22 protein-coding genes and 2 tRNA genes are annotated in these 23,759 nt (G+C 71.9%); 10 read left to right on the top strand and 14 right to left on the bottom strand.

The genetic code is table 11. From position 1 onward, the window contains the following. Window positions 1-126: 126 nt before the first annotated feature. Both ACIQUT_RS24445 and ACIQUT_RS24440 read left to right on the top strand, forming a co-directional pair. Window positions 127-2,541 carry a ribonucleoside-diphosphate reductase subunit alpha gene (locus ACIQUT_RS24445; RefSeq protein ID WP_403565618.1) on the top strand — a complete coding sequence of 805 codons (2,415 nt, stop codon included), beginning with the start codon at window positions 127-129 and terminating at the stop codon, window positions 2,539-2,541. Continuing rightward, window positions 2,541-3,554 carry a ribonucleotide-diphosphate reductase subunit beta gene (locus ACIQUT_RS24440; RefSeq protein ID WP_403565616.1) on the top strand — a complete coding sequence of 338 codons (1,014 nt, stop codon included), beginning with the start codon at window positions 2,541-2,543 and terminating at the stop codon, window positions 3,552-3,554. Before ACIQUT_RS24445 ends, ACIQUT_RS24440 begins: the two co-directional genes overlap by 1 nt. 90 nt (window positions 3,555-3,644) lie before the next feature. Here the strand turns inward: ACIQUT_RS24440 and ACIQUT_RS24435 are convergent, their stop codons facing one another. The 7 genes from ACIQUT_RS24435 to ACIQUT_RS24405 form a co-directional block, all read right to left on the bottom strand. Beyond that, window positions 3,645-3,842: a hypothetical protein gene (locus tag ACIQUT_RS24435; RefSeq protein ID WP_403565614.1), complete on the bottom strand. Its 198-nt coding sequence runs from the start codon at window positions 3,840-3,842 to the stop codon at window positions 3,645-3,647. Between the two features lie 63 nt (window positions 3,843-3,905). Continuing rightward, the gene (gene def / locus ACIQUT_RS24430) at window positions 3,906-4,541 is read right to left on the bottom strand and encodes a peptide deformylase (RefSeq protein ID WP_403565613.1); all 636 of its coding nucleotides are present in this window, start codon (window positions 4,539-4,541) and stop codon (window positions 3,906-3,908) included. 65 nt (window positions 4,542-4,606) lie between these two features. Continuing rightward, window positions 4,607-5,596: a hypothetical protein gene (locus tag ACIQUT_RS24425; RefSeq protein WP_361089094.1), complete on the bottom strand. Its 990-nt coding sequence runs from the start codon at window positions 5,594-5,596 to the stop codon at window positions 4,607-4,609. Window positions 5,597-5,885: 289 nt separating this feature from the next. Then, entirely contained in the window at window positions 5,886-6,188 is a 303-nt protein-coding gene (rsrA, locus tag ACIQUT_RS24420) for a mycothiol system anti-sigma-R factor (RefSeq protein WP_179172862.1), read from the bottom strand. Then, window positions 6,185-6,829 carry a sigma-70 family RNA polymerase sigma factor gene (locus ACIQUT_RS24415; RefSeq protein WP_179172889.1) on the bottom strand — a complete coding sequence of 215 codons (645 nt, stop codon included), beginning with the start codon at window positions 6,827-6,829 and terminating at the stop codon, window positions 6,185-6,187. Before ACIQUT_RS24415 ends, rsrA begins: the two co-directional genes overlap by 4 nt. Window positions 6,830-7,119: 290 nt before the next feature. Further along, window positions 7,120-7,776, bottom strand: coding sequence for an alpha/beta family hydrolase (locus ACIQUT_RS24410; RefSeq protein WP_403565611.1), 657 nt, complete (start codon window positions 7,774-7,776; stop codon window positions 7,120-7,122). A gap of 36 nt (window positions 7,777-7,812) precedes the next feature. Next, window positions 7,813-8,631, bottom strand: coding sequence for an SOS response-associated peptidase (locus tag ACIQUT_RS24405; protein ID WP_403565609.1), 819 nt, complete (start codon window positions 8,629-8,631; stop codon window positions 7,813-7,815). Between the two features lie 81 nt (window positions 8,632-8,712). Here ACIQUT_RS24405 and ACIQUT_RS24400 point away from each other — a divergent pair, with 81 nt between their 5' ends. The 4 genes from ACIQUT_RS24400 to ACIQUT_RS24385 all read left to right on the top strand — a co-directional run bounded on the left by ACIQUT_RS24400 (window position 8,713) and on the right by ACIQUT_RS24385 (window position 12,282). Next, window positions 8,713-9,426, top strand: coding sequence for a M50 family metallopeptidase (locus tag ACIQUT_RS24400; protein WP_403565608.1), 714 nt, complete (start codon window positions 8,713-8,715; stop codon window positions 9,424-9,426). Between the two features lie 65 nt (window positions 9,427-9,491). Beyond that, window positions 9,492-10,829: a 3-phosphoshikimate 1-carboxyvinyltransferase gene (aroA, locus tag ACIQUT_RS24395; protein WP_403565606.1), complete on the top strand. Its 1,338-nt coding sequence runs from the start codon at window positions 9,492-9,494 to the stop codon at window positions 10,827-10,829. A 7-nt stretch (window positions 10,830-10,836) separates the two neighbouring features. Next, a complete protein-coding gene (gene rsgA, locus ACIQUT_RS24390; RefSeq protein WP_403565605.1) occupies window positions 10,837-11,847 on the top strand; it encodes a ribosome small subunit-dependent GTPase A in 1,011 nt (336 codons plus the stop codon). A gap of 111 nt (window positions 11,848-11,958) precedes the next feature. Then, on the top strand, window positions 11,959-12,282 hold the full coding sequence (locus ACIQUT_RS24385) for a DMT family transporter (RefSeq protein ID WP_403565604.1): 324 nt from the start codon (window positions 11,959-11,961) through the stop codon (window positions 12,280-12,282). Here ACIQUT_RS24385 and ACIQUT_RS24380 read toward each other — a convergent pair. Then, window positions 12,248-12,823, bottom strand: coding sequence for a TetR/AcrR family transcriptional regulator (locus ACIQUT_RS24380; RefSeq protein ID WP_403565603.1), 576 nt, complete (start codon window positions 12,821-12,823; stop codon window positions 12,248-12,250). The genes ACIQUT_RS24385 and ACIQUT_RS24380 overlap by 35 nt on opposite strands. A gap of 122 nt (window positions 12,824-12,945) precedes the next feature. Here ACIQUT_RS24380 and hisN point away from each other — a divergent pair, with 122 nt between their 5' ends. Together hisN and ACIQUT_RS24370 are read left to right on the top strand one after the other, a co-directional pair. Next, on the top strand, window positions 12,946-13,752 hold the full coding sequence (hisN, locus tag ACIQUT_RS24375) for a histidinol-phosphatase (RefSeq protein WP_403565602.1): 807 nt from the start codon (window positions 12,946-12,948) through the stop codon (window positions 13,750-13,752). Between the two features lie 270 nt (window positions 13,753-14,022). Continuing rightward, complete coding sequence (locus ACIQUT_RS24370; RefSeq protein ID WP_403565601.1) at window positions 14,023-14,418, top strand: cyclic nucleotide-binding/CBS domain-containing protein; 396 nt, start codon at window positions 14,023-14,025, stop codon at window positions 14,416-14,418. Between the two features lie 71 nt (window positions 14,419-14,489). On the opposite strand, the gene ACIQUT_RS24365 is transcribed toward ACIQUT_RS24370, so the two are convergent. Further along, window positions 14,490-15,959 (bottom strand): catalase, encoded by a 1,470-nt coding sequence (locus ACIQUT_RS24365; RefSeq protein WP_403565600.1) that lies wholly within the window; start codon window positions 15,957-15,959, stop codon window positions 14,490-14,492. Between the two features lie 144 nt (window positions 15,960-16,103). On the opposite strand from ACIQUT_RS24365, the gene ACIQUT_RS24360 reads away from it, so the two are divergent. Next, window positions 16,104-16,520 carry a Fur family transcriptional regulator gene (locus ACIQUT_RS24360; protein WP_403565599.1) on the top strand — a complete coding sequence of 139 codons (417 nt, stop codon included), beginning with the start codon at window positions 16,104-16,106 and terminating at the stop codon, window positions 16,518-16,520. A 117-nt stretch (window positions 16,521-16,637) separates the two neighbouring features. Here ACIQUT_RS24360 and ACIQUT_RS24355 read toward each other — a convergent pair. The 4 genes from ACIQUT_RS24355 to ACIQUT_RS24340 all read right to left on the bottom strand — a co-directional run bounded on the left by ACIQUT_RS24355 (window position 16,638) and on the right by ACIQUT_RS24340 (window position 21,842). Next, a tRNA-Met gene (locus ACIQUT_RS24355) sits at window positions 16,638-16,711 on the bottom strand. A 72-nt stretch (window positions 16,712-16,783) separates the two neighbouring features. Next, a complete protein-coding gene (locus tag ACIQUT_RS24350; RefSeq protein WP_403565598.1) occupies window positions 16,784-18,634 on the bottom strand; it encodes a tetratricopeptide repeat protein in 1,851 nt (616 codons plus the stop codon). A gap of 210 nt (window positions 18,635-18,844) precedes the next feature. Next, a tRNA-Met gene (locus ACIQUT_RS24345) sits at window positions 18,845-18,918 on the bottom strand. A gap of 47 nt (window positions 18,919-18,965) precedes the next feature. Then, complete coding sequence (locus ACIQUT_RS24340; RefSeq protein WP_403565811.1) at window positions 18,966-21,842, bottom strand: UPF0182 family protein; 2,877 nt, start codon at window positions 21,840-21,842, stop codon at window positions 18,966-18,968. A gap of 134 nt (window positions 21,843-21,976) precedes the next feature. Between ACIQUT_RS24340 and ACIQUT_RS24335 the strand changes: the two genes are divergently transcribed. Further along, window positions 21,977-22,546, top strand: a complete 570-nt coding sequence (locus tag ACIQUT_RS24335) for a PPA1309 family protein (protein ID WP_403565596.1) — start codon at window positions 21,977-21,979, stop codon at window positions 22,544-22,546. A 64-nt stretch (window positions 22,547-22,610) separates the two neighbouring features. Here ACIQUT_RS24335 and ACIQUT_RS24330 read toward each other — a convergent pair whose 3' ends face one another. Further along, entirely contained in the window at window positions 22,611-23,699 is a 1,089-nt protein-coding gene (locus ACIQUT_RS24330; protein WP_403565594.1) for a PDZ domain-containing protein, read from the bottom strand. Window positions 23,700-23,759 lie beyond the last annotated feature (60 nt).

Raw genomic sequence — 23,759 nt, 5'->3', positions numbered from 1 at the left:
CGTCCGGGCCTCGAGGTAGGGCCGGCGGACGCCGCACAGTGCTGCCCTCGGGGGACCCTGTCCGCGCGCGCCCGCTCGCGCCCGCGCCGCCGCCGTCCCGGAGCCGAGCGAGGGAGAGCTCCCCCCGTGACCATCGCGCCTTCCGCACCGCGCGCCGAGTCCGACCCGTCCGACAACGGAACTGAGGGGGGCCCCGGGGCCGCGCTGCTGCGCACCCTCACCGAGCTGACCGCCGACCTTCCCGACACCGACCCGGGCCGGGTCGCCGCCGCCGCCCTGCGCGGCCGCAGCGCGAACGCCGACGAGGCCGAGCTGCGCGGGCTGGCCACCGAGGCCGCGGCCGGTCTGATCTCCGAGGACCCGGCGTACTCCCGGCTCGCGGCCCGCCTCCTGACGATCGCCGTCGCCGAGGAGGCCGCGGGCCAGGGCGCGACCTCCTTCTCCGCCTCGGTCGAGGTCGGCCACCGCGAGGGCCTGATCGCGGACCGCACCGCCGAGTTCGTCCGCCTGCACGCCACCCGCCTCGACGCGCTGGTCGAGCACACCCTCGGCGAGGGCGCCGACGACCGCTTCGGCTTCTTCGGCCTGCGCACCCTGCACAGCCGCTACCTGCTGCGCCACCCGATCACCCGCCAGGTCATCGAGACCCCGCAGCACTTCATGCTGCGCGTGGCCTGCGGCCTGGCCGAGAACGACGGCATCGAGGCGGTCGAGGAAGTCGCCTCGCTGTACCGGCTGATGAGCCGCCTGGACTACCTGCCGTCCTCCCCCACGCTCTTCAACTCCGGCACCCGGCACCCGCAGATGTCCTCCTGCTACCTGCTGGACTCCCCGCTGGACGAGCTCGACTCGATCTACAGCCGATACCACCAGGTCGCGCGCCTGTCGAAGCACGCCGGCGGCATCGGCCTGTCGTACTCCCGCATCCGCGCCCGCGGTTCGCTGATCCGCGGCACCAACGGCCACTCCAACGGCATCGTCCCGTTCCTGAAGACCCTCGACGCGTCCGTCGCCGCCGTGAACCAGGGCGGCCGCCGCAAGGGTGCCGCCGCCGTCTACCTGGAGACCTGGCACGCGGACATCGAGGAGTTCCTGGAGCTGCGCGACAACACCGGTGAGGACGCCCGGCGTACGCACAACCTGAACCTGGCGCACTGGATCCCGGACGAGTTCATGCGCCGCGTGAACTCCGACGGCGACTGGTCGCTGTTCTCCCCGGCCGACGTGCCCGAGCTGGTCGACCTGTACGGCGACGAGTTCGACGCCGCCTACGTCAAGGCCGAGCAGGCGGGCCTGGCCAAGAAGACCATGCCGGCCCGCGAGCTGTACGGCCGCATGATGCGCACCCTCGCGCAGACCGGCCAGGGCTGGATGACCTTCAAGGACGCCTCCAACCGGACCGCGAACCAGACCGCCCTGCCGGGCACGGTCGTCCACTCCTCCAACCTGTGCACCGAGATCATCGAGGTCACCAACGACGGCGAGACGGCCGTCTGCAACCTCGGCTCGGTCAACCTCGGTGCGTTCGTGCTCGCCGAGACGGGCGAGATGGACTGGGAGCGCCTGGACGAGACGGTCCGGACCGCCGTGACCTTCCTCGACCGGGTCGTGGACATCAACTTCTACCCGACCGAGGAGGCCGGCCGCTCCAACGGCAAGTGGCGCCCGGTGGGCCTGGGCGCGATGGGCCTCCAGGACGTCTTCTTCAAGCTGCGCCTGCCCTTCGACTCCGCCGAGGCCAAGGCCCTCTCCACGAGGATCGCCGAGCGCATCATGCTCGCCGCGTACGAGGCCTCCGCCGACCTCGCGGAGAAGCACGGCACCCTCCCGGCCTGGGAGCAGACCCGTACCGCCCAGGGCGTGCTGCACCCCGACCACTACGGCGTCGAGCTGACCTGGCCGGAGCGCTGGGACGCGCTGCGCGCCCGGATCGCGACCACCGGCATGCGCAACTCGCTGCTGCTGGCCATCGCGCCGACCGCGACGATCGCCTCGATCGCGGGCGTGTACGAGTGCATCGAGCCGCAGGTCTCCAACCTGTTCAAGCGCGAGACGCTGTCGGGTGAGTTCCTCCAGGTCAACGGCTACCTGGTGGAGGACCTGAAGAAGCTCGGCGTGTGGGACGCGCAGACCCGCGAGGCGCTGCGCGACTCCTCCGGCTCGGTCCAGGGCTTCAACTGGATCCCGGCCGAGGTCCGCGAGCTGTACCGCACGGCGTGGGAGATCCCGCAGCGCGGCCTGATCGACATGGCGGCGGCCCGTACGCCGTACCTGGACCAGTCGCAGTCGCTGAACCTGTTCATGGAGACGCCGACCATCGGCAAGCTGTCCTCGATGTACGCGTACGCCTGGAAGCAGGGTCTGAAGACCACGTACTACCTGCGCTCGCGTCCGGCGACGAAGATCGCCCGCGCCGCGTCCGGCGGTGCCGCCGTCCAGGCCGCCGTCCCGGCGACCGCCACGCCCCTCCCGCAGGCCCTCGACGCCGAGGCGCTGGCCTGCTCCCTTGAGAACCCCGAGTCCTGCGAGGCCTGCCAGTAATGTCCACCCCTGACAAAAACCTCCTCGACCCGGGCTTCGAGCTGACGCTGCGCCCGATGCGCTACCCGGACTTCTACGAGCGCTACCGGGACGCGATCAAGAACACGTGGACGGTGGAGGAGGTCGACCTCCACTCGGACGTGGCCGACCTGGCGAAGCTGACGCCCGCCGAGCAGCACATGATCGGCCGGCTGGTCGCGTTCTTCGCGACGGGCGACTCGATCGTGGCGAACAACCTGGTCCTGACGCTGTACAAGCACATCAACTCCCCGGAGGCGCGCCTGTACCTGTCGCGCCAGCTGTTCGAGGAGGCCGTGCACGTCCAGTTCTACCTGACGCTGCTGGACACCTACCTGCCCGACCCGGAGGACCGCACCGCCGCGTTCGCCGCGGTCGAGAACATCCCGTCGATCCGGGAGAAGGCCCAGTTCTGCTTCAAGTGGATGGACTCGGTCGAGAAGATCGACCGGCTGGAGACGAAGGCCGACCGCCGCCGCTTCCTGCTGAACCTGATCTGCTTCGCGGCGTGCATCGAGGGCCTGTTCTTCTACGGCGCCTTCGCGTACGTGTACTGGTTCCGGTCGCGCGGTCTGCTGCACGGCCTGGCCACCGGCACCAACTGGGTGTTCCGGGACGAGACCATGCACATGAACTTCGCGTTCGAGGTCGTGGACACCGTCCGCAAGGAGGAGCCCGAGCTGTTCGACGACGAGCTCCAGCAGCAGGTCACGGACATGCTGAAGGAAGCCGTCGAGGCGGAGCTGCAGTTCGGCCGCGACCTGTGCGGTGACGGCCTGCCGGGCATGAACACCGAGTCGATGCGCGAGTACCTGGAGTGCGTCGCCGACCAGCGCCTGGTCCGTCTCGGCTTCCCGCCGGTGTACGGCTCGCAGAACCCGTTCTCCTTCATGGAGCTGCAGGGTGTCCAGGAGCTGACGAACTTCTTCGAGCGCCGCCCGTCGGCCTACCAGGTCGCCGTCGAGGGCACGGTCGACCTGGACGAGGACTTCTAGTCCGGTCGGCCCGCCCCGGTACGTGTGCGAGGGCCCCGGCAGCCGTGATCGGCTGCCGGGGCCCTCATGCGTTCCGTGGAGCGGACCGCCTCAGTCCTGCGGGGGGTGCGGGCGCGGGACGCGGTTCAGGCGCGGGCCGAGGCCGTACACCGGGTCTGCCGGCGGGTGCCGCCGCGCCTCGCGCAGCAGGCGGTCGACCACCCGCTCGTGCCGCAGGCCGACCAGGGCCGGGGCGAGTACCACGGCCATCATGACCAGGACCGCCAGGCAGCCCAGGACGGTGTCCATACCTCCACTGTGGCCCGGGTCCGCGCGGACCGCGCGGCGGGCGGGCGGCGGACGGGCGGCCGGCTACGCGTTCGGGACGGTCTCGTAGCGCGGGGTGCCCTCGGCCATCTGGCGCAGGGCGTCCTTGCGGTCCCGCTTCGAGAGCCGGTCGATGTACAGGTAGCCGTACAGGTGGTCGGTCTCGTGCTGGAGGCAGCGGGCGAAGTAGCCGGTGCCGCGCACCTTGATCGGGTTGCCGTGGGCGTCCTGGCCGGTGACCTCGGCGTAGTCCGGGCGGGCCAGCGAGGCGTACGCGGTCGGGACCGACAGGCAGCCCTCGTTGGAGTCGTCGAGGACGCGGGAGGCGGCCGGCAGCTCCACGGGCTTCGGGTTGACCACGACGCCGGTGTGGCGGACGCCCTCGTCGTCCGGGCAGTCGTAGACGAAGACCTTGGCGTCGACACCGATCTGGTTCGCGGCCAGGCCCACGCCCTCCGCGGCCCGCTGGCTGGCGAACATGTCGTCGATCAACTGTGCCAGCTCGTCGCCGAACTCGGTGACGTCCTTGCACTCGCTGTGGAGCACCGGGTTGCCGACCACCGTGATCGGACGGGCGGTGCCGCGCTCGCGGTGGGCGAGCTCGCGCGCCGCACAGTCCTCGGTGTCCACGACGTAACCGTCGTCGTCCACCGCGATGACCTCGTTCTCCTGCTGCGCCATGTCCGCCGTACGCCTTCCGTAAGTCCACCCGTTCACAATGTGCCGGTACAGCCTACGGTGCCCGCTCAGCAGACTTCTTCGAGATCCCGCCACTCGCGGGTGTCCGGGCTGTCGGCGACCCAGCCGTCGAGCAGCCCGCGGACCAGGCCGGCCGGTGCGGCGATGCCGCATTCGCGCTCGGGGACCCACAGGGAGCCGGAGCCGGCCGTGCGGTGGCCCAGCGGGCCGGGGTGGCCGGGTTCGCTGTGGTCGTGCGGGTCCAGGTGCTCGCCGTCGCCCTCGCCGCTCGGCATCACGCTCTCCGAGCAGGTGCGGCACAGCAGCCGCACCGAGGACGACCAGTCCTCGGCGGCGAAGCCCGCGTCCGAGGCGAGCTGTTCCAGGGCGTCCCGGTCGGTCTCGGTGGCGGCCTCCAGCAGCACCACCCAGGTCGGTACCGGGGACGGCGCCCACAGCTCGATCTCGTCGAAGACGGGGTAGGCGGGGCCGGCGGCGGTGACCCGCTCGCCGTTGGGCACCCCGTCGTGCAGGACGACCTCGCCCCAGCGCCGCCCGGAGGAGGGCAGCGGGATGGACAGCACCTCGATGCGGGCCGGGTCCAGCCGGCGGCCCCAGACCACCTCGGCCTCGCCCTCCGGGGACAGTCGGACGGCGGCGCTGCCGAGTTCCATGCCGACGGGTTCGCCGCCCTTGCCGTGCGGGTCGCCGGGGACCTTCAGCCCGTACGCCTGCCAGGCGCGCCGGGCCAGCGGCCAGTCCTGCAGGGCGGTCGCGGCGATGCCGACGTTCCACCAGTCCGGGGCGCCGGTCCCGCGGTCCAGCAGGGCCACGGCCCGCAGGCCGGCGGCCCGCGCCTGCTCCCAGTCGTGCCGGAACTTGTGCAGCAGGGCCAGGTTGAACCAGGACTCCGACAGCCAGGGCTCCAGGTCGGCGGCCCTGGTGAGCAGCGCACCCGCGTCCTCGTACCGGCCGTCGCCGATCAGCGTGAACGCGCGGTCGGTGGCCTGCCGCCACGAGGCGGAGGGCCTATGCCGTACCTTCCCGAAGATCCTCACGATTCCCGCCTGCTTGGGGGCGCCCCCAGCGGTGGCTGGGGGACAACGGTGCAGCCTTGCGGACACCCTCACGGACGCTCCTACTGGCATCCAACCATGCCCACTCGGACGGCCGCTCATTACCCATGGGTTACCCAGGTGGGACGGGATCAACTCTGTCACGTCCGCCCTGGCCCGGACCCCGGCGGGGTACCCGCCGCCCACAGGCGAACGCCCCCGGGGATTGGCGCCTTCGGGTGAACGAAGGGCCTTCCCCGGGGGCGGAGTCACCCTCGGTTTCGCCGTCCTGTCAGCCGGCGGCGGGATCGGCGGTGACGTCGTGGTCGGGCACCGCCTGTCCCGAGCGGATCAGCTCGATCCGCCCCATCACCTTCGAGCGCAGGTCGCTCGGCACGTCGTCCGAGCCGCAGCAGCGCTTCACCAGCTTCTTCACGGCCTGCTCCAGGCCGTACTTCTCCAGGCAGGGGTTGCACTCGCCGAAATGCGTCTCGAACTTCGTGCAGTCGCTGTCCGGCATCTCGTGGTCCAGGAACTCGTAGAGGTGGTCAAGCACCTCCGAGCACTCCGTCTCGTGCGGCTCTCCGCAGCTCATGAGCCCGAGCCTTTCAGGTCGTTCGACTCTCCCGCTCCCGCCGGGACCAGCCCGCGCTCACGGGCGTAGTCCTCCAGCAGGCCGCGGAGTTGACGGCGGCCACGGTGCAGTCGCGACATGACCGTACCGATGGGTGTACCCATGATGTCCGCGATCTCCTTGTACGCAAAGCCCTCTACGTCGGCAAGATAGACCGCGATGCGGAACTCCTCCGGAATGGCCTGAAGGGCTTCCTTCACGTCGGAATCGGGCAGGTGGTCGAGCGCCTGCGACTCGGCGGAGCGGAGTCCCGTCGACATGTGCGACTCGGCGCGCGCCAGCTGCCAGTCCTCGATCTCCTCCGCCGCGCTGCGCTGCGGTTCGCGCTGCTTCTTGCGGTAGGAGTTGATGAAGGTGTTGGTCAGAATGCGGTAGAGCCACGCCTTGAGGTTGGTGCCCTCGCGGAACTGGTGGAACGACGCGTACGCCTTGGCATACGTCTCCTGGACCAGGTCCTCGGCGTCGGCCGGATTGCGCGTCATGCGCAGCGCGGCCGAGTACATCTGGTCGAGGTAACCGAGGGCGTCCCGCTCGAAGCGCGCGTTGCGCTCGGCGGTCGTCTCCTCCGCGTGGCCTTCCTCGGTCCCAGCGACAGGACCCACCTCCTCCGACTGCGCGACGGCTCCGATATCGGACCCGCTCGAATCGGAGAATAGTCGACCTTCCCGGCCGTCCGCCGCCCGGAGCGGGCTGCGCTTGGGCGCGGGGAGGACCGTCCATTCCAGACCGGCAGCCTGCGGACGGTCCTGGCCGATGACCTGGGTCATGCGCTCCCTCTCCTCCGACGATGTCCCGTGCGTTCCGACATCCGGCACAACAGAAGCGTCGGGCCGCGCATTCCCGCGGGGGCACGGGCGGTCGCGGTATGTGTCAGGTCGCACAGCGGACGCGGTCAGCGGGGCAGTGCCTCCAGCCAGGCGGCGACGGCCTCCGTGATCACGGCGAGGGCCTCGTCCTGCGTCACGTCCGCCTTCTTCGGCACGGCGAAGCCGTGGTCGCCGTGCGCCACCTCGACGATCCCGTACGGCTCGGGCCCGGCCGGCGGCGGGAACTCCTCCGGGCGCCCGAACGGGTCCCGGCCGCCCTGGACCACCAGGGTGGGCAGCCCGGCCCCGGTCAGCTCCCCGGCCCGGGACTTCTCGGGCCTGCCCGGCGGGTGCAGGGGGAACGCCAGCGCCAGCACCCCGGCCGCGCCCAGTGCGGCGCCGGTCCGGCAGGCCACCCGGGCCCCGGCGCTGCGGCCGCCCGCCACCACGGGCAGTCCGGGCCGCTCCAGGGCCGGCCACAGCCCGTGCCAGCCCTCGTCGAGCACCTTGGGTGCGGCGGCCACCTTCTTGCCGGCGACCCGCCAGGGCTGCTCGACCAGGGCCACGGTGGTCCCGCGGGCGGGCAGGGCGGCGGCCAGCGCCTGCAGGTCGCGTGCCTCGATGCCGCCGCCCGCACCGTGGCCGAGGGCCAGGACGAGCCGGGCCCCGGGCGCGGTGTGCCAGGTGATGCGGGCCTCGCCGGCCGGGGTGGGGACGCTCTCGGTGCGCGTGCGCGTGGTCATGCCCCCATCCTGCCCGGCGCGGCGGGCGGGGGCGGGCTAGAAGAGGGTGCCCTCCTCCGGCGCGTCCAGCTCGTTCAGCAGCTCGGGGCCGTTGTTGCGCACGCTGCTCACGGCGGTGGAGACGGGGAAGGCGCGCATCAGCCCGCCGGGCGGCGGCGCGAGGAGCTGCTGCAGCGAGCCGTCGGCGTCGGTGTTCGCCGGGTCCAGCCAGGCGTCCCAGCGGTCCGGGGTGAGCATCAGCGGCATCCGGGGGTGGATCTCGGAGAGGGCGCGCGGCCCGCCGTCGGGGGCGCCGGCCAGCGGCGTGGTCTCGGCCTCGGCGGTGATCACCGAGCAGGTCGCCCACCACGCGTGCGGGTGCTCGTCGGGGAGGGTCCGGTCGCGCCAGAACTCGTAGATGCCGGCCATGGCGAAGACGGAACCGTCGGCGGGGAGCACGAAGTACGGCTGCTTGCGGGTCCGCTTCCGCTTCCCCTCGACCTCCAGGCGGCGCTCGTCGTGGGCGGTGACCCACTCGTAGTACCCGTCGGCGGGGATGATGCAGCGGCGCTGCATGAAGGGGCGGCGGAAGGACGGCTTCTCGGCGAGGGTCTCGGACCGGGCGTTGATCATCCGGGCGGCGCCGTCGGGGTTCTTGGCCCAGGACGGGACGAGGCCCCACCGCAGGACGCGCAGCTGGCGAACCGGACGCGGGCTCGGGGCGTCTTTGAGGGGGCGGTCGAGGACGACGTGGACCTCCTTCGTCGGCGCCACGTTCCAGTCGGGGGCCAGGGTCTCCTCGGGCTCCCACCGCTCGACCCCGAAGATCCGGGCGAGATCCTCGGGCCCCCGGCCCGCTGCATACCGTCCACACATGGCTGTCACACTGCCATGTCGCCCCCGGCTACCGCCGGGAGGTGCCCCCTCCGACCATCACCGCAAGGAGTCCGCCGCTTTATGGACAGCACCACGCCGGCCGGCCTGTGGGACCGGCTCACGGGCATACAGACCCCGCCGGCCCTGTGGCTGGTGATCGTGACGGGCCTGGCCGCACTGGCGCTGGTCGCGCCGCACCCGGTGTGGCGGGTGTCCCGCAACGCCGTGACCATCGCACACGAGGGCGGCCACGGCCTGCTGGCGCTGCTGACGGGGCGGCGGCTCGACGGGATCCGGCTGCACTCGGACACCAGCGGGGTCACCGTCAGCCGCGGCAAGCCCACCGGCCTCGGGATGATCCTGACGGCGGCCGCCGGGTACACGGCGCCCTCGCTGCTGGGGCTCGGCGGGGCCGCGCTGCTGTCGGCGCACCGGATCACGCTGCTGCTGTGGGCGGCGACCGCGCTGCTGCTGGCGATGCTGGTGATGATCCGCAACGCGTACGGGGCCCTGACGGTGGTGCTGGTCGGCGGCACGTTCGTCCTGGTGTCCTGGCTCGCCGCGGCCGAGGTGCAGGCGGGGTTCGCGTACGCGGCCGTGTGGTTCCTGCTGCTGGGCGGGGTCCGGCCGGTGTTCGAGCTGGGGGCCAAGCGGCGGCACGGCGGCGCGCCGGATTCGGACGCGGACCAGCTGGGCCGCCTCACCCACACGCACCCCGTGCTGTGGCTGTTCCTCTTCCACGCCGTCGCGCTGTGCTCGCTGATCGGCGGCGCCCGCTGGCTTCTCACCCTCTGAGACCGTGCCCCGGGGCGCGGCTCGATCACGATCAGCGCCCGGGCGGAGCCACTAAAGTGGTGGCCATGACCCAGACCCCCGCGCTCCCCGCCCTCTGGCCTGCCCCGCACGCCGACGGCACCGTCCACGCCACCGTCACCGTGCCCGGGTCGAAGTCGGTGACCAACCGGGCCCTGGTCCTCGCGGCGCTCTCGGCGGAGCCCGGCTGGGTGCGCCGCCCGCTGCGCTCGCGGGACTCGCAGCTGATGGCGGACGCCCTGCGGGCGATGGGCGTGGGCATCGAGGAGACCGTCTCGTCCAGCTCCGGCGACGGCGCGGGCGGCGAGGCCTGGCGGATCATCCCGGCGGCCCTGCACGGCCCGGCCACCGTCGACGTCGGCAACGCCGGCACGGTCATGCGCTTCCTGCCGCCGGTGGCCACGCTCGCCGACGGCGACATCCGCTTCGACGGCGACCCGCGGTCCTACGAGCGGCCGCTCGGCCAGGTCATCACCGCCCTGCGCAAGCTGGGCGCCCGGATCGACGACGGCGGCCGGGGCGCGCTGCCGCTGACCGTGCAGGGCGGCGGGGCGCTGGAGGGCGGCACGGTCGAGCTCGACGCGAGCAGCTCGTCCCAGTTCATCTCCGCGCTGCTGCTCGCGGCCCCGCGCTTCAACCAGGGCGTGGAGGTGCGGCACGTCGGTGCGGCGCTGCCCTCGATGCCGCACATCCGGATGACGGTGGAGATGCTGCGCGCGGCGGGCGCCCAGGTCGACACGCCGGAGGCGGGCGGTGAGCCGAACGTGTGGCGGGTCGCGCCGAGCGCGCTGCTGGGCCGCGACATGGTGGTGGAGCCGGACCTGTCGAACGCGCAGCCGTTCCTGGCGGCGGCGCTGATCACGGGCGGCACGGTCACCATCCCGGACTGGCCGCGCCGCACCACGCAGCCCGGCGATGAGCTGCGCCGGATCTTCACGGAGATGGGCGGCTCCTGCGAGCTGACCGACGCGGGCCTGGTCTTCACGGGCACCGGCAAGATCCACGGCATCGACGTGGACCTCGGCGAGGTCGGCGAGCTGACGCCCGGCATCGCGGCCGTCGCGGCGCTGGCCGACTCCCCGTCCACCCTGCGCGGCGTGGCGCACCTGCGGCTGCACGAGACGGACCGGCTGGCGGCGCTGACCGCGGAGATCAACGGGCTCGGCGGCGACGTCACGGAGACCGCCGACGGCCTGCACATCCGCCCGCGTCCGCTGCACGGCGGCGCGTTCCGCACGTACGACGACCACCGGATGGCCACCGCGGGCGCCGTGATCGGCCTGGCGGTCGCCGGCGTGCAGATCGAGAACGTGGCGACGACCGCGAAGACGCTGCCGGACTTCCCGAGGATGTGGACGGACATGCTCGCGGGATCGGGAGCGTAGGTCCGTCATGCGCAGGTACGGCAAGCACACCGACGAGGACGACATCCGCTCCCGCCCCAACCCCAAGGGCAACCGGCCCCGCACCAGCAAGCGGCCGAAACACGAGGACGCGGCGGAGGGCTTCGTCCTCACCGTCGACCGCGGCCGGCTGACCTGTCTGGTGGAGGACCGCACGATCGTCGCCATGAAGGCGCGCGAGCTCGGCCGCAAGGCCGCGGTGGTCGGCGACCGGGTGTGGCTCGTCGGCGACCTGTCCGGGAACAAGGACACCCTCGCGCGGATCGTGCGGATCGAGGAGCGCAGGTCCGTCCTGCGGCGCACCGCGGACGACGACGACCCGTACGAGCGGGTGGTCGTCGCCAACGCCGACCAGCTGGCGATCGTCACCGCGCTGGCGGACCCGGAGCCGCGGCCGCGCATGATCGACCGCTGTCTGGTGGCCGCGTACGACGCCGGGCTGGAGCCGCTGCTGGTGCTCACGAAGTCGGACCTGACGTCGCCGGACAAGATCCTGGAGATCTACGCGACGCTGGGCGTGAACTACGTGGTGACCAACCGCGAGGAGCTGGCGGCCGGCGAGGCCGCCGAGCGGGTGCGCGAGCGGCTGGCCGGCCGGATCACCGCCTTCGTGGGCCACTCGGGCGTCGGCAAGACGACCCTGGTGAACTCGCTGGTCGGCCAGGGCCGCCAGCGCGCCACCGGCCACGTCAACGCGGTGACCGGGCGCGGCCGGCACACCACCACCTCGGCGCTGGCGCTGCCGCTGCCGTCGGGTGACGGCTGGGTCATCGACACCCCGGGCGTACGGTCGTTCGGCCTGCACCACGTGGACCCGTCGCGGGTGATCCTGGCCTTCCCGGACCTGGTGCCCGGTACGGAGGAATGCCCGCGCGCGTGCAGCCACGACGAGCAGGACTGCGCGCTCGACGCGTGGGTGGCGGAGGGACACGCCGACCCGGCCCGGCTGGACTCGCTGCGGCGGCTGCTGGGGACGCGGGAGCGGCGCGAGGGCGACTGATCGTCCGGCGGGGTCCGGCGGGGTCCGGAAGGGTTTGCCGGGGTCATGGTCTGGTGAATGCATCATCGCAGTGAGTGACGCGATGTCACGTGACGCGGGGAGGCATTCGCCATGGCGTGGCTGCTGGTCGTCGTCGCCGGACTCCTGGAGACCGGGTTCGCGGTCTGCCTGAAGCTGTCCCACGGGTTCACCCGGCTGTGGCCGACGATCGCCTTCGCCGCCTTCGCGCTCGGCAGCTTCGGCCTGCTGACGCTGGCCCTGAAGAAGCTGGACGTGGGGCCGGCGTACGCGGTGTGGACCGGCATCGGCGCGGCCGGGACCGCGGTCTACGGGATGCTCTTCCTCGGCGACCTGGTCTCCACCCTCAAGATCGTCTCGATCACGCTGGTCATCCTCGGGGTCATCGGCCTCCAGCTGTCCGGGTCGGCTCACTGAGCAGCCGCAGCAGCCCGAGCAGTTCCCCGAGCCCCGGCTCCCGCGCCGGGGCTATGACGTAGGACAGTGCGAGCCGCACGGCCAGTTCGCACCGCTGCCCCCCGTCCCGCGGCGCGAGCACGGCCGCCGCCCGCTCCCGCACCGCCCGGGCCAGCTCCCCGGGGGCGGGCGCGGGCACGCCGGGCCGGGCGCCCTGCCCGGGCGGTATCGGCAGGGTGCCGTCCCAGGACCCGGTCAGCAGGGCCCTTACGAGGGGGCGCGCGCGGGCCGCCCGTACGGTCCACTCCGCGACCGAGGCGAGCCGGTCTCCCCCGCTGGCGACCGGGGCGCGCAGCACCCGGTCGATCCCGTCGAGGTACCAGTCGGCCTCGCGGCGCACGAGGGCGCGGCCGAGGCCCGCCTTGCCGCCGAACTCGTTGTAGAGGGTCTGCCGGGACACGCCGGCGGCTGCCGCCACGTCGACCATCCGCACGGACGGCCAGGGGCGCGCCAACAGCGCCACTGACGCCGCTTCCAGCAAGGACTCCCGGGCTGCCGGCATCGCGCCTCCCCGCTCGACTCCCCGCCAGAGTTGACGGGCCGACAGGTCCTGTCAAGGGTGCCTGCCCGGTCGCACCGCGGACGCCGCTCGCCCGCCCCCGCGCCTCCCGATACTGTTCGGGCATGCCCGAGTACGAAGATGACCTGCGCCTCGCCCTGGAGCTCGCCGACGCGGCGGACGCCGTCACGACGGAGCGGTTCCGCGCCCTGGACCTGAAGGTCGAGACGAAGCCGGACATGACCCCGGTGAGCGAGGCCGACCGGGCTGCCGAGGAGGTCGTCCGGGCGGGGATCGAGGCGGCGCGGCCCGAGGACGCCATCCTGGGCGAGGAGTACGGCCTGAAGGGCGGCGGCCCGCGCCGCTGGGTCGTGGACCCGATCGACGGCACGAAGAACTACGTGCGCGGCGTGCCCGTCTGGGCAACCCTGATCTCGCTGATGGAGGAGGGCCCCGACGGGGTGTTCCGGCCCGTCGTCGGGGTGGTCTCGGCGCCCGCGCTGGGCCGCCGCTGGTGGGCGGCGCAGGGCGGGGGCGCGTACGCGGGCGGTGCGCTGGGCGGCGAGCCGCAGCGCATCCGGGTGTCGCAGGTGGGCTCCCTCGGCGACGCGTCGTTCGCGTACTCCTCGCTGAGCGGCTGGGAGGAGCAGGGCCGGCTCGACGGGTTCCTGGAGCTGACCCGGCAGTGCTGGCGGACCCGCGGCTACGGGGACTTCTGGCCGTACATGATGGTCGCGGAGGGTTCGCTGGACCTTTGCGCCGAGCCGGAGCTGAACCTGTGGGACATGGCGGCCATCGCGGCCGTGGTCCAGGAGGCGGGCGGCCGCTTCACCAGCCTGGACGGGGTGGACGGCGTCCACGGCGGGAACGCGGCCGCCTCGAACGGGCTGCTGCACGACCGGATGCTCGGCTGCCTGCGGCCCCGCGCCTGAGCCGCGCCCGGTACGGGCCGTACGGACCGGTGCGGGGCCGGGCCTGCGCCTGAGCCGGGCCGGTACGGGCCCGCGCTTGCGCCGGACCGGTACGGGCCCGCGCTTGCGCCGGACCGGTACGGGCCCGCGCTTGCGCCCGCGCCTGCGCCCGGACAACCGAGTGCGCCCTCTTGATGACCCTCCGTGTCCGTGGGAATCTGAAACTCCCCCGCTTGTGCACTTGTGAATGACTTCTCAAGCGGAGGACTCTCCCAGGAGGTGGCTCTCTTCATGCTCGTCCGTGACGCCATGAGCACCGTGATCCTCACCCTCGGCCCCGCCCACACCATCCGACAGGCGGCCTGCCTGATGTCCGGCCGCCGGGTCGGCGCGGCCGTCGTCCTCGACCCCGAGCACAGCGGAATCGGCATCCTGACCGAACGGGACGTCCTCAACTCCATCGGCGCGGGCCACGACCCCGACCGGGAGTCCGTGGGTGCGCACACCACGAACAACGTCGTGTTCTGCACCCCGGAGACCACCCTGCAGGATGCCGCCGAGGCCATGGCGCACGGCGGCTTCCGGCATCTGATCGTCGTCGAGGACGGCGGCCCCGTGGGCATCGTGTCCGTCCGCGACATCATCCGCTGCTGGGTGCCGGTCCGGCGCAGCACCGTGGCGGCGTAGGCACAGGAGAACGGCGGCGGGCCGGACCCCGTGAGATCCGGTCCGCCGCCTCCCTACGGCAAGCGGTCGGTTCAGCCGCGCAGGGCCTGGACCGCGGCCTCCAGCCGCTTGCCGAAGTCGCCGTCCGCCTGCCGGAAGTTGCCGATCGCGCGCTCGGCTATGTCGTCACGGGAGACCTTGGCTATGAAGCCGGCCAGGTTCTCGATCAGACGGTCCTTCTCGTCCTCGGACATCAGGCGGTAGAGGTTGCCCGCCTGGACGAAGTCGTCGTCCTCGGAGTGGGCGGGGGCGGCGTGGTCGCCGGTGGCGCCGGTGACCGGGATCGGCTGCCACAGCGGGCGGTCGGTCTGGTGCGGGCCGCCGAAGGAGTTCGGCTCGTAGTTCTTCGCGCCCTTGTGGCGGCCGTCGTAGAGGAAGCCGTCGCGGGAGTTGGTGCGCGCCTCGGTGGCGTGCGGGCGGTTCACCGGCAGGTGGTCGGCGTTGATGCCGACGCGGTAGCGGTGGGCGTCGCCGTAGGCGAAGAGGCGGCCCTGGAGCATCTTGTCCGGGGACGGGCCGATGCCGGGCACGAAGTGGGCCGGGCTGAAGATGCTCTGCTCGACCTCGGCGAAGACGTTCTCCGGGTTGCGGTTGAGCTCCAGCTTGCCGATCTCGATCGGCGGGTAGTCCTCGTGCGGCCACACCTTGGTGAGGTCGAACGGGTTGAAGCGGTAGGCCGCCGCGTCCGCCGCCGGCATGATCTGGACCCGCACGGTCCAGGTGGGGAACTCGCCGCGCTCGATGGCCTCGCGCAGGTCGCGCTGGTGGGAGTCCGGGTCCTCGCCGGCGAGGAGGTTGGCCTCGGCCTGGGTGAGGTTCTTGATGCCCTGGTCGGTCTTGAAGTGGTACTTGACCCAGAAGACCTCGCCCGCCTCGTTGTTCCACTGGAAGGTGTGCGAGCCGTAGCCGTTCATGTGGCGGTACGAGGCCGGGATGCCGCGGTCGCCGAACAGCCAGGTCACCTGGTGGGTGGACTCGGGCGACAGGCCCCAGAAGTCCCAGACGTTGTCCGCCTCGGTCGACCCGGTGTACGGGTCGCGCTTCTGGGTGTGGATGAAGTCGGGGAACTTGATGGCGTCCTTGATGAAGAACACCGGGGTGTTGTTGCCGACGAGGTCGTAGTTGCCCTCTTCGGTGTAGAACTTCAGCGCCCAGCCGCGCGGGTCGCGCACGGCGTCGGCGGCACCGAGGTTGCCGGCCACGGTCGAGAACCGCAGGAAGACCTCGGTCTCCTTGCCCATCCCGGAGAGGAACGCGGCGCGGGTGTACGGCGTCACGTCGGCCGTGACGGTGAAGGTGCCGTAGGCGCCGGCGCCGCGGGCGTGCACCACGCGCTCCGGGATGCGCTCGCGGTTGAAGTGGGCGAGCTTCTCCAGCAGGAGCTGGTCCTGGACCAGGACCGGACCGCCGACGCCCGCCGTCTCGCTGTTCTGGTTGTCGGCGACCGGAGCCCCGGCTTCCGTGGTGAGCGGTCCCTGCGTCACGTGCGCCTCCTGCGTCATTGCTGCCGTGCCTGTCCCGGCCGCGCCTGTCCTTGGCCTTTGCCGTACCCGATCCTACGATGGACTTTGTCTAAGTCAAGTAAGTATCCAAGTCCGTACGGGCTCGGGAATTGCACCGGGTCCCCCACTGTTAGGCTGGTGTCCATGAGTGACCTGCTGGAACGACTTCGCGGCCGCGGATGGCGCATGACCGCACAGCGGCGCGTCGTGGCCGAGGTGCTCGACGGTGATCACGTCCACCTGACGGCGGACGAGGTGCACGCGCGCGCCGTGGACAAGCTGCCCGAGATCTCCCGGGCGACGGTCTACAACACGCTGGGTGAGCTCGTGGCCCTCGGCGAGGTCCTGGAGGTCTCCACGGACCGGCGGGCCAAGCGCTACGACCCCAACGCCCACAAGCCCCACCAGCACCTGGTGTGCGCGCAGTGCGGGGCGATCCGCGACGTGCATCCGGCGGGCAACCCGCTGGCCGACCTGCCGGACGCGGAGCGGTTCGGCTTCGTGGTGTCAGCGGTCGAGGTGACCTACCGCGGCGTGTGCCCGGACTGCTCCGGCGCCTGATGACGACGGAAAGGCCCGGGAGCGATGCTCCCGGGCCTTTCCCATGCCCTTGCACAGGCTGCTTCCGGCGGAAACGACGAAGGCCCGGATCCTGAGGATCCGGGCCTTCGCCATCAGTAGCGGGGACAGGATTTGAACCTGCGACCTCTGGGTTATGAGCCCAGCGAGCTACCGAGCTGCTCCACCCCGCGTCGGTAAACACGACTTTACGCGAGGCCGCCCGGCAGATGCAAATCGCTTAACGGACGGCATCGGACCGGCGCCTACACGGACAGTTCGTCGGCGAGCGCGTCACGCAGCCGGGCGGCGCGCTCCGCGACCTCGGCCGGTCCCAGCTCGATCGCCCGCACGCACCACTTCTGCCCCTCGGCCAGGTCCCCGTGCCGGGCGGCGAGGAGCCCCAGGCGCAGCGCGGCGCGGCCGTGGCCGGCCACCGCCGCCCGGGTCCACCACAGGGCGGCCTCCGGCTCGTTCCCCTCGCGCGCGAGCAGCAGCCCGAGGTTGAACGCGCCGTTGCGGGAGCCGGCCTCCGCCGCCTCCCGGTACCAGCGCGCCGCCACCGCCATGTCGCCGCGGGTTGCGGCGAGCATCCCGACCCGCACCTGCGCGCGCCGGTGCCCCAGCTCGGCGGCCCGCTCGTACCAGTCCTCGCTCTCGGTGCGGGCGCCGCCGCCGACGGGCTCACCCAGGGCCGGCGGCTCCGGCGGCGGGGCCAGCGACTCCAGCAGCGCGGCCAGCCGGAACGCGGCCTCCGCGCTGCCGCCGCCGGCCGCGCACCGCAGGTGCCGCTCGGCGGCACGCTCCTCGCCGTCGCGCACCAGGGCGATGCCGACCTGCAGTGCGGCGTCGGTGTGGCCGGCCGAGGCCGCCCGCTCGTACCACTTCAGCGCCGTCCGGTCGTCGTCGCGGCTCGCGAAGAGGATCCCGAGGTTGAACGCGGCGTCCACGCTGCCCGCCTCGGCCGCCTTCGAGAACCAGGGCTCGGCCCCGGCCGCGTCGCCGACCTGGAGCAGCATGATGGCGAGGGCGTTGGCCGCCTCGCGGTGGCCGGCGTAGGCCGCCCGCCGGTAGAACTGCTCGGCCTGCGCGGTCCGGTCCTGCGCTGCGCAGAGCAGGGCGAGGTTGTACGCCCCGTTCTGGTCGCCTGCGTCCATGGCGACCCGGTACCACTTCTCCGCGGTCTCGGTCTCCCCCCGGGCGGCGTGCAGGGCGCCGAGCGCGTTGGCGGCGTTGCCGTCGCCGTCCTGCGCGGCCCGGTTCCACCAGGCGATCGCGCTCTCCTCGTCCCCGGCGTCGCGCAGCAGGAAGCCGAGGGCGCATGCGGCGCGCGCCTCGCCCTGCTTGGCGGAGGTCAGGTACCAGCGCCCGGCCTCCTTGAGCTCGCCGCGGGCCTCCAGCAGCGCGCCCAGGTGCAGGGCGGCGCGCCGGTGGCCGCGCGCGGCGGCCTGCCGGTACCACTGCTCGGCCTCGGCGGGGTCGCCCTTGCGCAGGTGCCGGGCCAGGCGGTACGCGGCCTCGCGGTGGCCCTGCTCTGCGGCCTGCCGCAGCCAGCGCTCGATGCCCTTGTCGCCGCGGTGCTCCAGCAGGTCGGCGAGGGCGTACGCGCCGAGGGCGTGGCCGGATTCCGCCGCCTGCCGGAACCAGTACTCGGCGGCGGGCTCGTCCCCGCGCTCGCGGAAGTGGCGGCCCAGGGCGTGGGCCGCGGGGGAGGATCCGGCGACGGCGGCGACCCGCCACCAGTCGGCGGCCTCGTCGGGGTAGCCGCGCTGGAGCAGCAGCACGCCCAGGTTGTTCGCGGCGGCGCGATCCCCCTCCGCGGTGGCGCCGCGGAGGTACGGCTCGGCTCCGTCCAGGTCGCCGCGGCGCAGCAGCAGGGCTCCGAGGACGCTCATCGCCCCGGGGTCCCCGCGGTCGGCCGCGACCCGGTGGCGTGCCTCCAGCTCGGTGTCGCTGGCCGTGTCGGCCTCGGCGAACATTTCCTCCGCGAAACCCGCATCGGTCAGTGGGGTCTGCGCGTTAACGGCCTGAGCCTCCTCTTTGACTGCTGCATCCGACCCTGCTTCGGCCGCCCTCACAAACCGCCCTGTCTCCAGCAGAGTTGACCTGTCCCCCATATATCCCATCGTCGCATCACCTGCTACCCGCGTACACCTGGTATGTCGCAGCCTGTGAGGTCACTACAGCGTTTTGTCGACATGCCCACAGAGAGACAAGTCAAACACGGTCCCAGCCCAACTCACCCGCCCCGGCTACCCCATGACCCCACGCGTCGATCGCGGACATGACGAAGGCCCGGATCCAAGGATCCGGGCCTTCGTTTTCAGTAGCGGGGACAGGATTTGAACCTGCGACCTCTGGGTTATGAGCCCAGCGAGCTACCGAGCTGCTCCACCCCGCGTCGGTGAGACCACAGTATCACGACGCGGGACCGAGCCATTACCGTTTTCAGCCCGCCGGCTTCGGGGCCGGCTGCTTCGCCTCCGCGTCGATCGCCCGCTTCAGCGCCGCCTGCAGGTCGCTCTGCGCCTTGCCGTAGGCTGCCCAGTCGCCCGCCTTCATCGCCTTGTCGGCTTCCTCGATGGCCTTCTGCGCGTCCGCGAGGGCCGCCTTGACCGTCGGGTCCTGGGGCTGCTTCGGCGGCGTGACCGTGCCCTCGCCCGGCGGCGGGTTCACGGGCGTCGTCGGCGCCTCGGCCCCGAAGACCACGTTCAGCGCCTTGTCCAGGGTGTCCTCGAAGGCGGTCTGGCCGCCGTAGGTCACCAGCACCTTGCGCAGCAGCGGGTACTTCAGGCCGGCACTGCGCACGTACACCGGCTCCACGTACAGCATCCCGCCTTCGAGCGGCACCGCGAGCAGGTTGCCGTACTCGACCTCGGAGTCGCCGCCGCGCAGCAGCCGGATCGACTCGGCGATCTTCGGCTCCGACTGGAACTTGCTCTGCACCTGCTTCGGGCCGTCGACCGGCTTGCTGGTCGGCAGCTTCAGGATGCGGATCTTGCCGTAGTCCGGGGTGCCCGGGTCGGCGTTGACCGCCATGAAGGCGCTGAGGTTGTCCCGCTCGTTCGGCGTGAACGTCGTGGTGAGCGAGAAGACCTGGTCCTTCTCCGTCTGGCCCGGCATCTTCATCGACAGGTAGTACGGCGGAACCGCCGTGCCGGCCTTGGTGGTCGGGTCGTCCGGGACGGCCCAGGCCTCGCTGCCGCTGAGGAAGGTCTGCGGGTCGGTGACGTGGTACCGGGTCAGCAGCTCGCGCTGGACCTTGAACAGGTCCTGCGGGTAGCGCAGGTGGTCCATGAGCGGCTTGGAGATCTCGCTCTTGGCCTTGACCGTGCCGGGGAACGCCTTCATCCAGGTCTTCAGGACCGGGTCCTCGGCGTCCCACTGGTACAGGCTGACCGTGCCGTCGTAGGCGTCGACGGTGGCCTTGACCGAGTTGCGGATGTAGTTGACCTGGTTCTCCTGCGCGACCACCGCGCGCTGGCTGTTGGTCAGCGAGTCCGCGGTGCTCTGGCCCAGCGTGGTGCGCGAGGCGTACGGGTAGCCGTTGGTCGTCGTGTACGCGTCGACGATCCACTTGATCCGGCCGTCGATGACCGCCGGGTACGGGGCGCCGTCGATGGTCAGCCACGGGGCGACGGCCTCGACGCGCTCCTTGGGCGTGCGGTTGTAGAGGATCCGCGAGCCCTCGCCGATGGCGCCCGAGTAGAGGATCTGCGGCTCGCTGAAGGCCAGCGCGTACGCCGCCCGGTTCACCGGGTTGCCGAGGTTGACGCCGGAGTCGCCCTGGTAGCTGGTCTCCTTCTCGCCCTTGTCGTCCGAGTAGTCGAGCTCCTTCTGCGGGCCGCCGACGATCGAGTACTGCGTCGTCCGCTCGCCGTAGTAGATGCGCTGCTCGAAGTCCGTGCCGAACATCCCCTTGGAGGGGAGGTCGGACTGGGTGAAGTCGGGGGCGCCCTGGTCGTCGACGGTGGTGCCCTTGGCCGCGACCACGCCGTAGCCGTGCGTGTACTTGAAGTGGTCGTTGATCCAGTTGTTCTTCGGGATGCCGCCGATGTTCAGCTCGCGCAGGCCGATGACGGTGTCCTGGCCGCTGTACCGGTCCACGGCCAGCGTGGACGGGAAGGCGTAGTAGCCCTTGACCTGCTGGAGCTGCTGGAAGGCCGGGGAGACGATGTTCGGGTCGAGGATGCGGATGCTGGCAGTGGTGCCGGCCGCCTGCCGCAGCTTGGCCTTGTCGTCGGTCTGCGGGACGCCCGGGTAGTCCTTCACGTCGGACTGGTCGATCCCGTAGGCGTCCCGGGTGGCCTTGATGTTCTTCTCGACGTACGGCGCTTCCTTGGCCTGCTCATTGGGCTGGACCTGGAACTTCTGCACGATCGCCGGGTACAGCCCGCCGATCAGGATCGCCGAGAGCACCATCAGGCCGAAGCCGATCACCGGCAGCTGCCAGGTGCGGCGCCACAGCGTCGCGAAGAAGAGCACGGCGCAGATCGCGGCGATGGCGACGAGGATCGTCTTGGCCGGCAGGTACGCGTTCGCGTCGACGTACCGCAGGCCGGTCCAGTTGTCGGCGGCCTTGAAGTCGCTCGACTTCACGGCCAGGCCGTAGCGGTCGAGCCAGTACGCGACGGCCTTCAGCGTGACGAAGAGGCCGAGCAGCACCGACAGGTGCCCGGTCGCGGCGGCCGTGGCCCGGGCGCCCGGGCTGGTCACGCGCAGTCCGCCGTACAGGTAGTGGACGACGACGGCGGCGATCACCGACAGGATGACGGCGGCGAAGCCGAAGCCGAGCAGGAAGCGGTACCAGGGCAGGTCGAACGTGTAGAAGGACACGTCCAGCTTGAACTGCGGGTCCTTCCTGCCGAAGGGCACCCCGTTCACGTACATCAGCCAGGTCTTCCACTGGCCGGCCGCGGAGGCGCCCGCGATCATGCCGACGAGCGCGGAGATGGCCGGCAGCAGCCACTTCTTGTACGGGGCGATGCTCATCCGGTAGCGGTCGAGGCTCTGCTGCTCCAGCGACATCGCGCTGAGCGGCGGCCGGAGCCGGTACGCCAGCCAGATGTTCAGCCCCACCGCACCCGCCATGAGCAGGCCGAAGACGGCGAACAGGCCGACCCTCGTCCACAGGGTGGTGGTGAAGACGGTGGAGTACTTCACGGAGCGGAACCAGAGCCAGTCCGTCCAGAAGCCCGCGAACATGACGAACGCCATGCCCAGGACGGCCAGCACCCCCAAGGTCATCAGGAGAGTGCGGGAGCGCCGGGAGGGGCGGCCGACTCTCATCCGTGGCCCCGAGGGGCCTGAGCCGCGGTCCGGCATCTGGAAAGCCAAGGTGCGCACCTCGAAAGCTGAGTCTGGTTACGTTTCACAAGCTGGGCCCCGATCGTAGAGCCCACTCTGAAAACTTACTGAGGCTTTGCTCAGTTCCCGTCGGCGGGTGGAAACGAGGCAGGATGTTGTCCATGACCAACGTTTCCCCCTCCCCCGGCACTCCGATGGCGGCCGGCCCGCTGACCCGCGCCTGCCTCGAGATCGACGAATACGCGGCCGGCCTCGGCTGGGACCAGCCGGCCCGGCTGTTCGCGCTGGTCGACACGGCCCGGCTGCGCCGGCAGGAGCCCCGCCTCGCGCACCAGCTCGGCGTCGACACCGACGACGCCGGCCGGTCCTCCCTGACGCCGATCGAGCAGGACAAGCTGCCCAAGGGGGCCGCCCTCGACAAGTTCCTGGGCACCGTCGCCTGGCCCGACGCGGTCGTCGGCTGCGCCCTGACCGTGGAGCGGCTGATGCTGCCGCCGTCCGCGGAGGCCTCCGTACCGGAGGGGCTCAACGACAAGCAGCTCGCGAAGTGGGTCGCCGGGCACCCGGAGCGCCAGGAGGTGCGTCTGACGGTGGCCGTGCTGCGCGACGGCTCGCGCGAGTCCGCGGTGCGGCTGCGCGACAAGGACTCCGCCACCGAGGTCCTCACGGGCGCGGGCCTGGTGCCCGGGCTCGCCGACGCGCTCGCCGCGACCTTCCAGTAGGACCGGGCCGTCAGGACCCGGCCCGGCCCGTGCGGTAGGGGTGGCGGGGCGGCCGGTGCGGCGGTCAGGGCTTGCCGCAGAGCGGCAGCCCGGCCGTGTCCCCCTTGCCGATCTTCTCCAGCGCCTGCCGGGCGTCGCCGATGGTGCCGACCTTGATCAGGGTCAGGCCGTCGGGGGCGTTCCTGACGGCCGAGGCGCAGTTCTCGGCGGGGGTCAGGAAGTACTCGGCGCCGGCCTTGCGGGCGCCGATGGTCTTCATCTGGATGCCGCCGATGGGGCCGACCTTGCCGGTTTCGTCGATGGTGCCGGTGCCCGCGACGAACTTCCCGCCGGTCAGGTCGCCCGGGGTGAGCTTGTCGACGATGCCGAGCGCGAACATCAGGCCGGCGCTCGGGCCGCCGACGTCGGCGAGGCGGATGTCGATGGGGAACGGGAAGGTGTGGGCGGTGCCGGCCCGGATGCCGACGATGGCGTGGCCGTCGCCCTCCGCCTTGGCCGAGGTGATCGTGATCTTGGTCGTGCCGGCGGGCTCGCGGCGGGCCTTCTGGGCCTCGGCCGCCTCCGCGGCGGGCACGATCGTGAACTCGACCGGCTCGCCGGCCTTGTGCTTGGTGACCAGCTTCGCGACGTCCCCGGGGGCGCCGACGGGGCTGCCGTCCACGGCCCGGACCACATCGCCCGCGTGCAGCTTGCCCTCCGAGGGGCTGCCCTTGATCACGGACGCGACCACGACGCGGGTGGGGACGTCGACGCCCAGCTGCTTCAGGGCCGCCACCTTTGCGGTCTCCTGGGACTGGCTGAACTCCTCGGCGTTCTCCTGCGTCGACTGCTCCTCCGTCTTGCCGTCCGGGTAGAGCGTCTCGTGCGGGACGACGATGTTGTCGCCGGACAGCCAGCCGTAGACCGCTTCGAGGAGGTTCATGTCGTAGTCCGCGCCCGTGACGCGGACGGTCGTCATGTTGAGGTGCCCGGTGGCGGGGTAGGTCTGGTGGTCGCCGATGCTGATGACGGCTTCACCGCGGTTCTCGCCCAGCGTGTTCCAGGTCGGCCCGGGGCTCATCTCCGAGTACGGGACCTTGATGAAGACCCCCGCACAGAGCAGCCCGAACAGCATGAGGGTGGCGGCGAGCATCGTCGCGGTGCGGCGTGGCATGGGACCGACAGTACGGGACGGGCCTGGCGGACGGCCGCCGGGGCCGGTCCGCGGGGGCCG

This window comes from Streptomyces sp. NPDC090445, assembly GCF_044769385.1.
In the GTDB taxonomy this organism is placed as follows: domain Bacteria; phylum Actinomycetota; class Actinomycetes; order Streptomycetales; family Streptomycetaceae; genus Streptomyces.
The sequence above is the reverse complement of the archived record's forward strand: the minus strand, read 5'-3'. Positions and strand labels throughout refer to the sequence as shown.